Source organism: Limibacterium fermenti, from assembly GCF_041902845.1.
Lineage (GTDB): Bacteria > Bacteroidota > Bacteroidia > Bacteroidales > Dysgonomonadaceae > Limibacterium > Limibacterium fermenti.
Map to the genome: position 1 here is coordinate 1,290,073 of NZ_CP159486.1, position 14,844 is coordinate 1,304,916.

Annotated in this window: 15 protein-coding genes; all 15 read left to right on the top strand. The window is 42.8% G+C overall.

Annotated features, from left to right (window positions below):
- The first annotated feature begins 79 nt into the window (after window positions 1-79).
- The 15 genes from ABNK31_RS05945 to ABNK31_RS06015 all read left to right on the top strand — a co-directional run bounded on the left by ABNK31_RS05945 (window position 80) and on the right by ABNK31_RS06015 (window position 14,785).
- Window positions 80-1,633: a RagB/SusD family nutrient uptake outer membrane protein gene (locus ABNK31_RS05945; RefSeq protein ID WP_418894769.1), complete on the top strand. Its 1,554-nt coding sequence runs from the start codon at window positions 80-82 to the stop codon at window positions 1,631-1,633.
- Window position 1,634: 1 nt separating this feature from the next.
- Window positions 1,635-3,140, top strand: coding sequence for a Gfo/Idh/MocA family protein (locus ABNK31_RS05950; RefSeq protein WP_418894770.1), 1,506 nt, complete (start codon window positions 1,635-1,637; stop codon window positions 3,138-3,140).
- Window positions 3,141-3,426: 286 nt separating this feature from the next.
- On the top strand, window positions 3,427-3,612 hold the full coding sequence (locus tag ABNK31_RS05955; protein WP_418894771.1) for a hypothetical protein: 186 nt from the start codon (window positions 3,427-3,429) through the stop codon (window positions 3,610-3,612).
- 4 nt (window positions 3,613-3,616) lie between these two features.
- On the top strand, window positions 3,617-4,048 hold the full coding sequence (locus ABNK31_RS05960; RefSeq protein ID WP_418894772.1) for a type II toxin-antitoxin system VapC family toxin: 432 nt from the start codon (window positions 3,617-3,619) through the stop codon (window positions 4,046-4,048).
- Window positions 4,049-4,220: 172 nt separating this feature from the next.
- Window positions 4,221-5,075 (top strand): sugar phosphate isomerase/epimerase family protein, encoded by an 855-nt coding sequence (locus ABNK31_RS05965; protein ID WP_418894773.1) that lies wholly within the window; start codon window positions 4,221-4,223, stop codon window positions 5,073-5,075.
- Between the two features lie 7 nt (window positions 5,076-5,082).
- On the top strand, window positions 5,083-6,822 hold the full coding sequence (locus ABNK31_RS05970) for an FAD-dependent oxidoreductase (RefSeq protein WP_418894774.1): 1,740 nt from the start codon (window positions 5,083-5,085) through the stop codon (window positions 6,820-6,822).
- Window positions 6,823-6,826: 4 nt separating this feature from the next.
- Window positions 6,827-8,179 (top strand): alpha amylase family protein, encoded by a 1,353-nt coding sequence (locus tag ABNK31_RS05975; RefSeq protein ID WP_418894775.1) that lies wholly within the window; start codon window positions 6,827-6,829, stop codon window positions 8,177-8,179.
- Window positions 8,180-8,227: 48 nt separating this feature from the next.
- Window positions 8,228-9,697 carry a Gfo/Idh/MocA family protein gene (locus ABNK31_RS05980; RefSeq protein ID WP_418894776.1) on the top strand — a complete coding sequence of 490 codons (1,470 nt, stop codon included), beginning with the start codon at window positions 8,228-8,230 and terminating at the stop codon, window positions 9,695-9,697.
- A gap of 38 nt (window positions 9,698-9,735) precedes the next feature.
- Window positions 9,736-10,572: an ROK family protein gene (locus tag ABNK31_RS05985; RefSeq protein WP_418894777.1), complete on the top strand. Its 837-nt coding sequence runs from the start codon at window positions 9,736-9,738 to the stop codon at window positions 10,570-10,572.
- Window positions 10,573-10,626: 54 nt separating this feature from the next.
- Window positions 10,627-11,496 carry a PIG-L deacetylase family protein gene (locus ABNK31_RS05990; RefSeq protein ID WP_418894778.1) on the top strand — a complete coding sequence of 290 codons (870 nt, stop codon included), beginning with the start codon at window positions 10,627-10,629 and terminating at the stop codon, window positions 11,494-11,496.
- Window positions 11,497-11,601: 105 nt separating this feature from the next.
- A complete protein-coding gene (locus ABNK31_RS05995; RefSeq protein WP_418894779.1) occupies window positions 11,602-12,648 on the top strand; it encodes a DUF4434 domain-containing protein in 1,047 nt (348 codons plus the stop codon).
- A 56-nt stretch (window positions 12,649-12,704) separates the two neighbouring features.
- Entirely contained in the window at window positions 12,705-12,932 is a 228-nt protein-coding gene (locus ABNK31_RS06000; RefSeq protein ID WP_418894780.1) for a hypothetical protein, read from the top strand.
- Window positions 12,933-13,013: 81 nt separating this feature from the next.
- A complete protein-coding gene (locus ABNK31_RS06005; protein ID WP_418894781.1) occupies window positions 13,014-13,181 on the top strand; it encodes a Txe/YoeB family addiction module toxin in 168 nt (55 codons plus the stop codon).
- On the top strand, window positions 13,178-14,260 hold the full coding sequence (locus tag ABNK31_RS06010; RefSeq protein WP_418894782.1) for an SGNH/GDSL hydrolase family protein: 1,083 nt from the start codon (window positions 13,178-13,180) through the stop codon (window positions 14,258-14,260). Before ABNK31_RS06005 ends, ABNK31_RS06010 begins: the two co-directional genes overlap by 4 nt.
- Window positions 14,261-14,461: 201 nt before the next feature.
- The gene (locus tag ABNK31_RS06015; protein ID WP_418894783.1) at window positions 14,462-14,785 is read left to right on the top strand and encodes a hypothetical protein; all 324 of its coding nucleotides are present in this window, start codon (window positions 14,462-14,464) and stop codon (window positions 14,783-14,785) included.
- The last annotated feature ends 59 nt before the right edge of the window (window positions 14,786-14,844 follow it).

Consider the following 14,844-nt stretch of genomic DNA (forward strand, 5'->3'; position numbering starts at 1 on the left):
CTGCCTGTGCCTTTTAATATCCTGCAGTGATTCTTTTCTTAATCGGGATCCCAGGGGGCGTTTGGATGAATCTGCGTATATGAATACGGATGATGCGGCTTTTAAATTGGTGACTTCCTGCTATGCTCCTTTACATGATGGCTTTGCGTACTCCATTAATAGAGTCGCAATTGGAAGTGAAAGTGTGGATGACGCCGATGGAGGCGGATCGGATGCCGGTGACCGGCCTCAAACGACCGAATTGGGGAAGGGATATCCGCTTTCCAGTAATCCTTTGTTACAGGAAGCCTGGACACAGCGCTATACAGGTATCGGGCGCTGTAATGTCGGTATCGCGCAATTAAGTAAGGAAGATCTGTCTTTAACAAGCGGAGGGGAACCTATTAGCAAGGAAACTATTTCTCGTTATATTTCCGAAATGAAGTTTCTTCGGGCGTGGTATTATTTTGATTTAGTCAATACGTTTGAAAGCGTTCCTCTAATAACAACGGTTCAATCGCCTTCCGATAGACTCGAAAAGGCATCAGTAGAGGAAATAAGGGTTCAGTTATATAAGGATTTGGATGATGCCATAAATGACCCGAATTTACCTTGGAGAAAGAATTTTGATTTGTCTACTGAGTTGGGGCGGGTATCTAAAGACGCTGTCTATACGTTCAAAGGACGTATTGCATTATTCTTTGCCGGACTGATGGAACAAAACAAAATGCAGGGAAATGCACAAGAAGAATATACGATAGCGAAAAATGCGGCGAAAGAGGTGATATCTAACGGTGGACTGGCATTGGCGACCGACTTTCAGGATTTATACGGAGGAGACTATGACAAAGGATTTGCTTCTTCTGAATCTCTATTTACATGTTTGAGCAAATATGTCCCTGAAACCGGATATTTGACGGATTCTTATGCTATCATGAATGTCGGAAGGAATAATGTGGGAGGATGGGGAGGCAATGTTCCCACAACTGATTTGGCGATGTCTTATGATACTCAAGATCCCAGAAAATTATTTACAATTATCAGCGATGGGGATATTTTCAAAAAAGGGAATGATCAAGAAATCCATAATTATAAGGGATACTATAATTTTAGTTTATTGCAAAATCGTAAGGCTTTTGTACCCTATGATTATAGGGTAGATGGTAATTTGCAACGAAGTAAATGGGCTCCCTATTGGATAAGATATGCAGAAACATTATTGATTTATGCTGAGTCCGTATTAAAAACGGAGGGAAGTAAAGATGAAGTAGTGAAATATCTCAATATGGTTAGGCATAGAGCTTTTGTTTCTACATCAAAGAAAGATCAATTTGCCATCCAACGTAAATTTGAAGGAACGTTAACAGATATCAATGAGCCGATATTTGAATCCCGGTTTGCTGTAAAAATAACGGATAATTTGGAACAAGTTATCAAGAATGAACGAAGAGCAGAATTCGCATTGGAAGGCCTTCGTTTATATGATTTAATTCGTTGGGGAGATTACGTTAAAACAATGCAAGCATTTTCCGCTAAATACAATTATGCCGGAAAAGGAAGTGAAGCATCGGATAGAAGTTGGCCGTTCCCGATTCCTCAGGCTGAAATAGACCGTTCCAACGGAGTTTTGACTCAAAATGAAAACTATAAATAATATGACAACGTATTCACGTAGAAAATTTTTAAAGACGGCGGCTTTAGGGGCTGCCGGTCTTACCATTGTTCCCAACACGATATTGGGAAAGGCACGGGGGTATACCTCCCCGAGTGATAAACTGAACATTGCCGGTATCGGTATCGGGGGGATGGGTCGCCGCAACCTGGCAAACATGAAAACCGAAAACATCATCGCCTTATGCGATGTGGACTGGAGATACGCCTCGAAAACATTCAACGATTTCCCCAAAGCCAAACGCTATAAGGACTGGCGGGTTATGTTCGAGGAAATGGGTAACTCCATCGATGCCGTCCTGGTGGCCACTCCCGACCATACCCATGCGGGGGTGGCGGCCCATGCCATCACCCTGGGAAAACATACCTATGTGCAAAAACCGCTGACGCACTCCGTCTATGAGTCAAGGCTGCTTACAAAACTGTCGCAGAAATACAAAGTCGCCACTCAAATGGGCAACCAGGGCAACTCCTTCGACTGGTGCCGGCAGGTAGCCGAATGGGTGAAATCGGGAATCATCGGCGACGTATACGAAGCCCATTGCTGGACGGACCGGCCCATCTGGCCGCAAGGATTGCCCGAACCCAAAGGAGGCGTGCCGGTTCCTTCGACACTGGATTGGGATTTGTTTGTGGGGCCGGCCAAAAAACGCCCGTACGATCCGGCCTACACACCGTGGAACTGGCGCGGCTTTTGGGATTTCGGTACCGGCGCGCTGGGGGATATGGCCTGCCATATCATGGATCCCCTGTATTGGGCCCTGGACTTGAAATACCCGGTCGGCGTATCGGCCAGTTCAACGTTGTCCAACCTGTATTCCCCGCCCCAGGCACAAATCGTAAAGTACCGGTTCCCTGCACGCCCGGCCGCCGGAAAGGTGAACATGCCGGAATTGACGGTTTACTGGTATGACGGGGGATTGCTTCCCGACCGCCCGGAAGAATTGAAAGACGGGGAGATGATGGGTGATTCCAACGGAGGTATTATTTTGGTAGGAACGAAAGGGAAGATCATGACCGGTTGCTATGGAATGAATCCGACCTTATTGCCTACATCAAAGATGGACGGTTTTAAACAGCCGGAAGCTACCCTGGCGCGTGTCAAGGGCGGCAACGGGAATATCTGGGACACCAATGCCCATGAACAGGATTGGATAAGGGCTTGCAAGGAATCGCCGGCAAACAGGCGGGAAGCTTCGTCGAACTTCGGATTTTCGGGGCCTTTCAACGAAATGGTGGTTATGGGCGTACTGGCCGTACGGCTTTCGGGATTGCACCGGGAGTTGAAATGGGACGGGGAGAACATGCGTTTCACCAATATATCCCCGAACGATACGATCAAAATCGTAACCGTGGATGAATATGCGGTGATTGACGGCGATCCGAAATTCGACCGGCGGTTTGCCGACTTCAATGCGTTGGAGATGGCAAACGAATGGATCCGGCATACCTATGAGAACGGGTTTTCGCTTCCCGATATGCCTAAATAGGATATACGCCCCTGACGAAAATTCAGAGATTCGTCAGGGGTACCAGTAAGAATAAATACAAAATATTTTACTGAAAATAAAGTCAAAAGAGTTCTTTGACATATTGGTTTACACGTTTATCCGTTTTCGGCAGTCGGCGGGTTGTACAATTTTGTGCCTTTCCAGCGAACTCCCCGCTTCTGAATTTTTTATTCCCGGCTTCTTTATTTTCATTTTTGCTTTCTTCTGAAAATTATTTGTAACTTTGCGTGTTATTGATTTTGCAAACAAAGAGTAAGGAGAAACAATGATGGATACAACAAAGAAAACAGAAAGAAAGAAGAAACCTTGGAAGACTGCGGCTGACGTAATTAGGGAAGAACAAGGGGTGAAGGAATCGGAAGACAGGCCGAAATCAAAAGTGGAATTATTCTGGGAAAAATATCCTCACGGCATTTTAGAGATTGTAGATATGGACGCTATCTTGGAATAATCGCATGCGGTATTATTTGGATACGAATATATTAATCTTTCTTTTAGGAAAGCAATTCGAAGAGATGGATGTCAATGTATGGACCAAACTCAAAGATTATTCGTCTATTTTGTATGCCAGTAATTTTGCCGTGCAGGAGCTTCTTTTTTTGTTTCGCATCGGAAAATTGAAGTATAAGAAGTTCGACAGCCATTACAAGTGTGAGAACGATATACTAAAATCGCTTATAGAAGACAACGGTTTGGAGATTGTCTATTTTAATGCCTGTCATTTCAAGGCATATAAATCGTTGCAAATTGCGGAAGACCATAAAGACATGAATGACCATGCTATCATTGCTCAGGCTATTGCCGACCGGATACCGCTCATTTCTTCCGACCACGAGTTTCAGAATTACACCGAGCAGGGTTTGGATTTTATCTTAAACAGGAGGTGAGAAGTGAGTAAATAAGAGAATAAAAATAGGGAGCATCCGGAACCCGGATAATTACAAAAAAAACGTGTAAACCAATTGATTTGAGTTTGCACGTTTTTTTTGAGGCACTATAAATAATAGTGCCTTCGATGATGTCGCTCTTTGATTGGAATACAATAAAATTTTAAACAATATGAAAACAACAAAAACTTTAATAATCGTTCTGGCGTGCCTTTTATCGGGTACGGCCTGTGCGCAGCACAAGAATCAAACAAAGGCGGATAAACAGGGGTGGCACCTTTCCATGCAATCGTATACTTTCCATTTGTTTTCAGTCATGGAATCATTGGATAAAACGCAGGATTTGGGAATCCGCTTTATCGAAATCTATCCCGGACAAAAACTCGGAAACGGCTTCGGGGACGATGTTTTCGGCTACCAGTTGAATGACGGGCAACAAAAAAAGCTCAGGCAGGAAGCAAAGAAAAGGAATATCCGGATCGTTTCTTCAGGGGTTTGGGTCGCTAACCGGGAAGAATGGGAGGCTGTATTTTCTTTTGCCAAAAAGATGAAGATGGAGTTTATCAGCGCCGAGCCTGCCCGTGAAGATTGGGACGTGGTGGAAGCCCTGGCTAAGAAATACCGCATAAAAGTCGCGACCCATAATCATCCGAATGAAAATTCGTATTGGAAGCCGGAGATATTGCTGAAGAACATCGGTCAAAGAGCTCCGTTGTTAGGCGCTTGTGCCGATGTAGGGCATTACAAAAGGATGGACATAGAGCCGGTATCGGCCCTCAAACAATTGGAAGGACGAATCGTTTCGTTGCATTTTAAGGATATTGCCCCTAAAGGAGAGGACGGGATCCTGGAAGATGTGGTATGGGGGACGGGTGTCCTGAATGTAAAGGATATGATGCAGGAGCTCAAGCGGCAACACTTCAAGGGCTATTTCACGATAGAATATGAAGCCGACTGGGAAAACAATTTACCGCAGATAAAGCAATCGATCGAGTATTTCAATCAGGTTGTAAACGAAATCTTATAAGAAAAAAATGAAACGCAGGAACTTTTTAAAGGCTGTATCGGCGGGAGGAGCGCTGATGATCGCCTCGCCCGAACTAAAAAGCATGTCACAGATAAATGCTTCGGGACGGGTATCCGTTTTAAGTCATGAAGAGGTTTTAAAGGCGGATATCGTTGTTATCGGAGGCGGATTGGGCGGCGTGGCTTCGGCTCTTTCGGCGGTGAAAAACGGGAAAAAAGTAATTCTTACCGAAGAAACCGATTGGCTTGGAGGGCAACTCACGCAACAGGGAGTGCCACCGGATGAAAATCGATGGATAGAACATACGGGAGCTACAAAAATGTACCGGGATTTTCGGAATAGAATAAGAGAATATTATAAGAAAAACTATCCGCTAAAAGAGGAGGTAAGGAACAATCCCTATTTTAATCCGGGAAATGCATCCGTTTCGCGCCTTTGTCATGAGCCAAAAGTAGCACTGAGTATCCTCCATGAAATGCTGGCTCCTTATGTGAGTTCGGGAAGGTTGACGGTATTATATCATTATAAGGCCGTGAAAAGTTCCGTGCAGCAAGACCGGGTTGAAGATGTAACAGTAAAAAACAGTATAACAGGAGAAGTGAAAATACTGACGGCTCCTTATTTCATTGATGCCACCGAATTAGGCGATTTGCTTCCGTTAACCGGTACCGAATTTGTCACGGGTATGGAATCAAAGAAAGAAACCGGAGAGCTGCATGCTCCGGAGGTCGGGGATGCGGATAATGTGCAAGCATTCACGATGTGTTTTGCAGTCGATTATTTGCCGAATGAAAAGCATATCATCAGCAAACCTCGCGATTATGACTTTTGGCGAAGCTATACTCCTTCCTTAAAGCAGCCCTGGTCGGGGAGGCTCCTGGATCTCCATTACTCGAATCCCCGGACATTGGAGAAAAAAGCGCTATGCGTTGATCCTACAGATAAAGGATGTGGAGATATTTTTAATCTATGGACTTATCGGCGGATTATCGATAAAAACAATTTCGAAAAGGGTTTTTATCAAAGTGATATTTCTTTGGTCAACTGGCCGCAAAATGATTATTTCTTGGGAAACCTGATTGGAGCATCGGAGAAGGATTTTCAAAAGTATGTCGAAGGAGGAAAGCAGTTAAGCCTTTCTTTGTTATATTGGTTACAAACAGAGGCCCTACGTCCGGATGGAGGGACAGGTTGGCCGGGATTACGGTTGCGTAAAGATATCCTCGGGACTTCGGACGGATTGGCAAAATATCCGTATGTCCGTGAATCGAGACGGATAAAAGCGGTGTTTACGGTGAAGGAAGAGCATGTCGGGCGTGACAATCGCGCGTTGGTGGCCTTGCTGGATAAGGAGAAAGCGGCTTTCTTTCAGGATAGCGTCGGTATAGGGTATTATCCGATCGATTTGCACCCCACAACCGGCATGCAAAACTATATCGACATGGATGCGTTAAGGTTTCAAATTCCGTTGGGAGCCTTACTTCCGGTAAGGATGAAGAATTTGATTCCGGTAAACAAAAACATAGGTACCACCCATATTACCAATGGATGTTACCGCTTGCATCCTGTGGAATGGAATATCGGCGAAGCAACCGGATTGTTATTGTCTTTTTCCTTAGATAACAATTATACTCCTCATCAGGTACGGGCAGAGAAAAGGATTTTGAATGATTTTCAATCAGTGCTCCGTTCGCAGGGAGTGGAAACCGGATGGCCTTCGGAAGAAGAATTAAATAAGATCAGATAAAAAAATGATGAAAAAAATTATACTTTTTACTGCAAGTATTCTGACTTTTATATTGTTTTGTTCCTGTAATACAAAACAAAAAGACACATTAGGCCAAAAGTCGGAAACAAAGGCTAAATTAATGTGGGTAGATGCTACGGCAAATATTCACCGGTTCAATAATAAAGACACGATCGATTTTTATTTACATAAACTGAATGAATTGGGTTTTACAGATGTTGTGGTCGATATCCGTCCGATTTCGGGACATGTGCTTTACGACAGCAAGTATGCACCGAAACTGACAGAGTGGAATGGAAAGTCGATCCTATATACATTCGATTATTTGGGATATTTCATTGAGAAAGCGCATAAAGAAGGAATGCGGGTGCAAGCTTCGATGAATACTTTTGTTGCAGGGCATAATTATGTAAACCGGGGAATTATTTATGAAGATAATAAATCCGACTGGGCATCGGTTGTATATCCTCCTTCCGAAGACAGAAAATTTATTCCCATCACAGAGGAAAAACAGAAGTATTCCGCTATGGTGAATCCCGTAAATGAGGAGTTTCAAGAATATATATTGAATTTATTTGCAGAAGTTGCGGAGAAATATCCCAAATTAGACGGGATTATTTTAGATCGTGTCCGTTATGATGGTTTTACCGCCGATTTCTCCGAATTATCCCGTCAAAAATTTGAAGAATATATAGGAAAGAAGCTTGATAAATATCCCGATGATATTTATCTTTGGAAAAAAGATACGCAAGGCAATTTTTATCCTGAAAGAGGAAAATACTTTTTGCAGTGGGTGGAATGGCGTTCTCAGGTCATTCATGATTTTATGGTAAAGGCCCGCAACAAAATAAAATCGGTGAATCCGGATCTTTCGTTCGGAGACTATACGGGGGCGTGGTATCCTACTTATTTCGAAGTAGGGGTGAATTTTGCGAGTAAGGATTATGATCCGTCGAAAGAATACGACTGGGCGACTCCGACTTATAAAAATACGGGCTATGCCGAATTGATCGATTTGTTTACGGTCGGAAATTATTATACGACGATCACGATTGAGGATTATCTGGAAAAGAATCCTGCTGTAAAGAATGAAACGGACATGCATGCCCAAAGCAGTTTATGGTATTGTGTAGAAGGTTCCTGTCAGAATCTTAGAAACATCATGGGCGAGAATAAATTCATTGGAGGAATTCTTGCTGATCAGTTCTATGACAATCCGGAAGGATTAACGGAATCCATTAAAATGAATCTTCAGGAATCGGATGGGGTGATGATTTTCGATATCGTGCATATCATCGATAAAAATCTTTGGGATTATGTGGAAAAAGGCATGCTCCATGCTTCAGACAATCCATAATCTGTTTTAATCGATTCAAAAAATGGGATATCACATCAGAAAATGCAGATGTCATCAAAAATATCAAGAAGAAAATTTATTTATACCGGAGCGACCGCTGCTGTCGGATTGACGGTTGTACCTTCAACGGTGTTAGGTAAGACATTGGGCCATACCGCTCCCAGCGACAAATTAAATATTGCGGGAGTAGGGGTAGGGGGAAGAGGCTTCGCCGTACTTAAGCAGATGGAAAGCCAGAATATCGTAGCGTTGGCGGATGTGGATTGGAAATATAGCAAACGGGTTTTCGACTATTTTCCAAAGGCGAAAAAATACTTCGATTATCGTAAAATGTACGAGGAACTGGGCAAAAGTATAGATGCTGTGATGATTGCAACTCCCGATCATACCCACGCTGTTATAGCCGCGGATGCAATCACGATGGGTAAACATGTATATGTTGAAAAGCCTTTAGCCCACAGTGTATATGAATCCCGGTTATTAACGAACTTGGCAAAGAAATATCGAGTAGCGACCCAAATGGGAAATGGCGGAGCTTCCTCCCCCGGAGTCCGGCAAATCATCGATTGGATTTGGGATGGACAAATTGGGGAAGTCACCGAAGTAGAAGCATTTACCGACCGCCCTTTTTGGCCTCAGGGATTGGCCCGGCCGAAAGAGGTAGAAGCTATTCCAAAAACATTGGATTGGAATTTATTTGTAGGGCCCGCTCCCATGAGGCCGTATAACCGTATTTATACTCCGTGGAACTGGCGGGGATGGTGGGATTTCGGCACGGGCGCTTTAGGCGATATGGCGTGTCATATTCTTCATCCGGTATTTAAGAGTTTGAAATTGCATTATCCTCAAAAAGTACAAGGTTCATCCACCCTGTTGATGTCGGAAAGTTGCCCGAACGCTCAAATGTTCAAATATGTTTTCCCTGCTCGCAACAATTTACCGAAGGTTGGAATGCCTGAAGTAGAAATCACCTGGTATGATGGAGGGTTGAAACCTTTCCGTCCGAAAGGCATGCCTGAGGGAAAGGATTTGAATGTCGGAGGCGGGGCTGTTATTTTCCATGGCAGCAAAGACACGCTTATATGTGGAAGTTCCGGTAGTCAACCTTGGTTGATATCCGGTAGGATACCGGCATCTCCAAAAACGCAACGTGAAATAACGCTGTCACATCAAATGGATTGGGTCCGCGCCTGCAAGGAAAGTGCAGAAACGCGAATAGAAGCGGCATCCGATTTTTCCATTGCCGGCCCTTTGAATGAAATGGTCGTTATGGGAGTCTTGGCCGTTAGATTACAAAATCTCAATCAAATCTTAGAATGGAATGGGGAGAATATGCAATTCATCAATATTCCTAAAGAGGCTACGATAAAATCAATTATAGAGGACGGTTTTAAGATTGCCGACGGTAATCCCACATTCAATAAAACGTGGACGGAACCTGTTAATGCGCAAGCTTTTGCTCAAGAAATGATTCACCACACCTATCATAACGGATGGAAATTGCCGGATATGCCATAAGCGAACAAACTTCATATTACGTAATAAAATAGCATTAGATGAAGCATCTTATTGGAATCGACATCGGCGGAACAACCATTAAAGGAGGTTTGGTGAAAGATAGAGACTTAATCAAACAAACCGTGAGGGATACGGAAGCCGACAAAGGGGGAGAAATCACCCTTATGATATTGGAAGAGATAATCGACCGGTTGAAAACGGTTGAAACAACCGGTATCGGCATTGGCGTACTGAGTGTCGTAGACAGTGCTCAAGGCATTGTGTATCATGTCCAAAATATTCGGAACTGGGAAGAAGTGCATCTGAAATCGATTTTGGAAGAGAAATTCGGATTGCCTGTTTTTATCAATAATGATGCCAACTGCTTCGCCATGGGAGAACGTATTTACGGGTTAGGCCGGCAGTTTGAGAATTTTGTGGGAATAACTTTAGGAACCGGGGTAGGGGGCGGAATTATTCAGAGAGGCAGATTACTGGCAGATGCGAATTGCGGCTCAGGGGAATATGGGGAAATGCCTTATCACGGAGGAAAATTGGAGGAATATTGCGGCAGTTTTTTCTTTACGAAGAAAAATACGACCGGTCGTGAAATTGCTTTCAAGGCGGAGAAAGGAGATCAGGCAGCTATCGAAATAATGAATGAGTACGGCAAACATGTCGCCGCGTTGGTTAAGATGGTTGTCTTATCCGTCGATCCGCAAGCCATCATTTTCGGTGGCGCAATTTCCAATTCACTGCACTTGTTTAAAGAGGCAATGTATCGCAATTTAACGGATTTTCCTTTTCCCAATTCTATTAAAAAGCTAAGCATCTTGAAATCGGAATTGCAAAATATAGGTATATTGGGGGCTGCTGCACTATGTTATGAATTATGAGGGATAATTTATCTCGAATAGAGAATCAAAATAGATTAATTTAAAATGAGACTTATGAAATATTTAATCGTTATTCTTTCTTTTATGCTTCCTTTTGGTCTTGTTTACAGTCAAGATAAAAAGATAAATGTAATTGTAATAGGAGCGCATCCTGACGATGCGGACGGAACGGCAGGAGGAACGGCTATTAAATTTGCCCGGCTTGGACATAATGTGCTTTTTGTTTCGTTGACTAACGGCGATGCGGGGCACCAGAACAGCGGGGGAGGCGAGTTGGCTAAAAGGCGCCGTGCAGAAGCTGAAGAAGCCGCAAAACGCTTTGGTGTAACCTATAAGGTTTTGGATAACCACGATGGGGAATTGTTGGCAACGCTGGACGTAAGAAAAGAAGTAATCAGACTAATCAGGCAATGGAATGCGGATATTGTGATAGGGCCAAGGCCGTATGATTATCATCCCGATCACAGAAATACGGCGACTCTTGTTCAGGATGCCGCTTATATGGTGATTGTTCCGAATGTGGCATCCGATACGCCGCCGTTAAAGAAAAATCCTGTTTTCCTGTATGTACAGGATAAATTTCAGAAACCATATCCTTTTTCTCCCGATATCGCGATCGATATATCGGATGTTTTCGATCAGAAAATAGATGCCATGTCGGCCCATGAATCGCAATATTTCGAATGGTTGCCTTGGACAGAATCCCAACAAGTGCCTGCAGATAAAGAGGAAAGGTTGAAAAGGCTGAAGTCGAATCGCAAAAGGCCCATTATTCCGGCAGTGAGGGAATGTCTTATAAAGTGGTACGGAGAGGAAAAAGGACAGGCTGTGACGGACGCGGAGGCTTTTGAAATTTGTGAATACGGACGTCAACCGACGGAAAGAGAAATCAGGGAATTATTTCCGATGTTGACAAATCGATAACCAGTTATATAGATCCCGATTGCTATTGGAATCCATGAGACCTCAGTCGTTCTTCGTGTAACAATTTTTTCGGAAGAGGCCTTTAATTTAAAATAGAAAATCAAAATGAATAGACGTTCTTTTTTACAAACATGTGGCGCAACGATTCTGGCGGGAAGTTTTTCTTCTGAAATTCAAGCTGCATTAGCGGGGAATTCAAGGAAAATAAAGCCTATCGAGGGAGCATGGTTTGAATTCCAACATCATAACGTTGCCGAGGGAAAGTATTGGGATGAAACCCTAAAGACATTTACCGCAAAACAATGGGAAGCGAAGGTCAAAGAAATTGCCGATAGCGGTATTCGTTATTTGGTGTTGCTCGACGTGGCGATTAACGGAAGAACCTTTTATTCTTCTTCATTGCAACCTTCACACGAGATGGGCTGCGACGATCCCTTGGAAACCGTTTTAAATGCGGCGGATGACTGCGGAATACGCTTTTTTATCAGCAATGATTATTTCGGCGACTATAAAAATCCGTACTTTTTAATGACTGATCCGGAGATAGGGAAGTTGCGATTAAAGGGGATGAATGAAATCGCCGAAAAATATGCCCATCATCCCAGCTTTTACGGATGGTATTATCCGAATGAAACAGGAATATCCGGGCATTATGACGATTTTTTTATCGATTATGTAAATACTTGTTCGGAAGAAGCGGCAAAACTGACGCCTAATGCCAAAACGTTGATCGCTCCTTACGGAACAAGAAATGTGAAAGAAGATGCTAAGTATGTGAAACAGATCGAAATGCTGAATGTGAACTATATCGCTTATCAGGATGAAATAGGTGTGGAGAAGACGCAGGTGGATGAAAGCGCCCGATTCTTCGAGCGTTTATATCGTCTTCATCAGAAGGCGTCCAGATCAAGTTTATGGGCTGACGTGGAAATATTCCGGTTTGAAGGTGATGTATATCGGAGCGCATTGTTACCGGCTTCCTCCGAAAGGGTGATCCGGCAATTAGAGGCGGTTTCACCCTTTGTGGAGAAAATACTTGTTTATCAATATACAGGCCTTTTGAATGCTCCGGATAGTTTCGCTTTTGCCGGTCATCCGGACTCGGAGATTCTTTATAGGAAATTAACCGAACGCGGGTATCTAAATAGTTGACATCATCGGTCTCTTTTTATTATCTTTGTAATTCTAATAATAAACAGGTTACAGCTATGTCAAAAGTATCAGGTATAACAATAGAAAAAGACGCCGACGGTATCAGCCGTTATCTTCGTGTGGATTTGCATAAACACGGCAAAGCGTTAAAACCTTTCTTAAAAAAAGTGGGTCTGGAAAATGAAGTGGATAACTACGATCCCGAATTTGTCGCTAAAATTAAAAGAGCAGAGAAAGAAGAGTCTAAAAAAATAGATTTGGAAAAGTATGGAATTTCTCTTTAAAGATACAGCCGAGCGTGATTTAGCTTATTGGACCGGAATAACCCATCTATCATAAAGAAAATAAACGCTCTGCTAGTCGATATGAAACAACATCCTTTCGAAGGCCTCGGAAAACCTGAACCTTTGAAAGGAGATTTAGGAAAATATTGGTCGCGACGTATAAATAAACAACATCGCATTGTTTATACGGTCGAAGACAATAGTATCACGATCTATTCTTTAAAAGGACATTACGAAAAAATAAAATGAACAGAATTATCATTTTCTTCATCGGTCTTTTATTGCTATGCACATCGCGTATGGGTGCACAAACAATTTACTATACGGCCGATCAATTCCCGCTTATAGGCAAAACGTCGGAAGAAACGGAGACCCGGTATGAACGTCTGCCGGCTTATTTAAAAGATATCTGCCGTCCTCCGGTATGGAATCTGGGTAAAAACACCTCCGGACTGGCCGTCCGCTTTCGATCAAACAGTACCTCGATCTCTGCAAAATGGGAAGCTAGCGGAAACAATCAAATGAATCACATGACGGAAACCGGTATAAAAGGACTCGACCTCTATACCTGGATAGGAGACCATTGGCAACCCGTAAAAGCCGCTCTCCCTTCCGGGAAAAAGAATGAACAAACGATTATTTCGAATATGATACCGAGCGAACGCGAGTATCTATTGTATCTGCCGTTGTATGATGGTATTGTTTCTCTTGAGATTGGGATAGATTCTGCGGCATACATACAGAATCCCCGTCTGCCGTATCCTAAGACGGATCATCCGGTGCTTGTGTATGGTACGAGCATCACGCAGGGTGGATGTGCCTCGCGTCCGGGAATGTCTTATACCAATATTCTGGAGAGGAAGTTGAATAGAGAGGTGATTAATTTGGGCTTCAGCGGAAATGGGCAACTCGATTATGAGATCGCCGAGTTGATGGCCTCCCGGAACGATGCTTCCGTATTTGTACTGGATTTTATTCCCAATGTCAATGCGCAGCAAATACGAGATAAAACGGCGCGTTTTTTTGCGATCTTACGGGAGAAGAACCCTCAGATCCCTATTTTATTTGTGGAGTCGGTTCTATTTACTCATATGCCGTATGACAAAACCATGCGCGAGACCGTTCTTGAAAAAAATCGTTTGCTGAAAGAAGAGTATCAAAAAATCAAAAAGCAGGGAGACAAGAATGTCTACTATTTGGAAAGCAGTTCTCTCATCGGGACGGATGGCGAAAGCACGGTTGATGGCATTCATCTGACCGATTTAGGGTTCAGTCGTTTTGCCGTTATATTGGAAGATAAGCTGACAGAAATCGTCTTTAAGAAATAATCCGGATTCTTGAATTTCTCTTCCGTTAAACGGTTCGTAAAAATATATATGTTCACGAAATCGAAATCCGTGAACATATTTTTTTATTAGTTGTTTTAAATGATGTATAAATGAGTGATTTGTGGAATTTTCTGATAATCAGACGATGCTGCTTGCTTACTCTCCTATTAGAGTCTATTTAATTTATAAAATTTGTTTGCTATGAGCGAAGAAAAAAATGTATTGGAATATGATGAAACGGAATCGGTGAAATTCATACAAGAGCATCTGCCGGAAGAAATGAAGAATACGTTTTCGGATGATGAAATCAACTATGTGGTCGATTTAATTTATGAATTTTATGAGGAAAAAGGATTTCTGGATGAAGACGATGACCGGGAAGTCGAAATAGATGAAGATGAGTTGTTGGAATATGTATTAAAGAATGCACATAAAGACAAAATCCGGGAATATACGGATGAACAAATAGAAGCGATTGTCGCCGGGGAATTGGCATACTGCGATTCGCTCAATCTTTTCGATTAATTCTATAGGGAGGATATAATAATCATTATATATAATTTATAAATAACAAAACAAAACGT

Excerpts from the sequence above, each read along its gene's own strand:
- ABNK31_RS05970 (WP_418894774.1), top strand. The coding sequence starts at position 5,083 with ATGAAACGCAGGAACTTTTTAAAGGCTGTATCGGCGGGAGGAGCGCTG.
- ABNK31_RS05975 (WP_418894775.1), top strand. The coding sequence starts at position 6,827 with ATGATGAAAAAAATTATACTTTTTACTGCAAGTATTCTGACTTTTATA.
- ABNK31_RS05960 (WP_418894772.1), top strand. The coding sequence starts at position 3,617 with ATGCGGTATTATTTGGATACGAATATATTAATCTTTCTTTTAGGAAAG.
- ABNK31_RS05965 (WP_418894773.1), top strand. The coding sequence starts at position 4,221 with ATGAAAACAACAAAAACTTTAATAATCGTTCTGGCGTGCCTTTTATCG.
- ABNK31_RS06015 (WP_418894783.1), top strand. The coding sequence starts at position 14,462 with ATGAGCGAAGAAAAAAATGTATTGGAATATGATGAAACGGAATCGGTG.
- ABNK31_RS05945 (WP_418894769.1), top strand. The coding sequence starts at position 80 with ATGAATACGGATGATGCGGCTTTTAAATTGGTGACTTCCTGCTATGCT.
- ABNK31_RS05950 (WP_418894770.1), top strand. The coding sequence starts at position 1,635 with ATGACAACGTATTCACGTAGAAAATTTTTAAAGACGGCGGCTTTAGGG.
- ABNK31_RS06005 (WP_418894781.1), top strand. The coding sequence starts at position 13,014 with ATGAAACAACATCCTTTCGAAGGCCTCGGAAAACCTGAACCTTTGAAA.
- ABNK31_RS05990 (WP_418894778.1), top strand. The coding sequence starts at position 10,627 with ATGAAATATTTAATCGTTATTCTTTCTTTTATGCTTCCTTTTGGTCTT.
- ABNK31_RS05995 (WP_418894779.1), top strand. The coding sequence starts at position 11,602 with ATGAATAGACGTTCTTTTTTACAAACATGTGGCGCAACGATTCTGGCG.
- ABNK31_RS05955 (WP_418894771.1), top strand. The coding sequence starts at position 3,427 with ATGATGGATACAACAAAGAAAACAGAAAGAAAGAAGAAACCTTGGAAG.
- ABNK31_RS05985 (WP_418894777.1), top strand. The coding sequence starts at position 9,736 with ATGAAGCATCTTATTGGAATCGACATCGGCGGAACAACCATTAAAGGA.
- ABNK31_RS06010 (WP_418894782.1), top strand. The coding sequence starts at position 13,178 with ATGAACAGAATTATCATTTTCTTCATCGGTCTTTTATTGCTATGCACA.
- ABNK31_RS06000 (WP_418894780.1), top strand. The coding sequence starts at position 12,705 with ATGTCAAAAGTATCAGGTATAACAATAGAAAAAGACGCCGACGGTATC.
- ABNK31_RS05980 (WP_418894776.1), top strand. The coding sequence starts at position 8,228 with ATGTCATCAAAAATATCAAGAAGAAAATTTATTTATACCGGAGCGACC.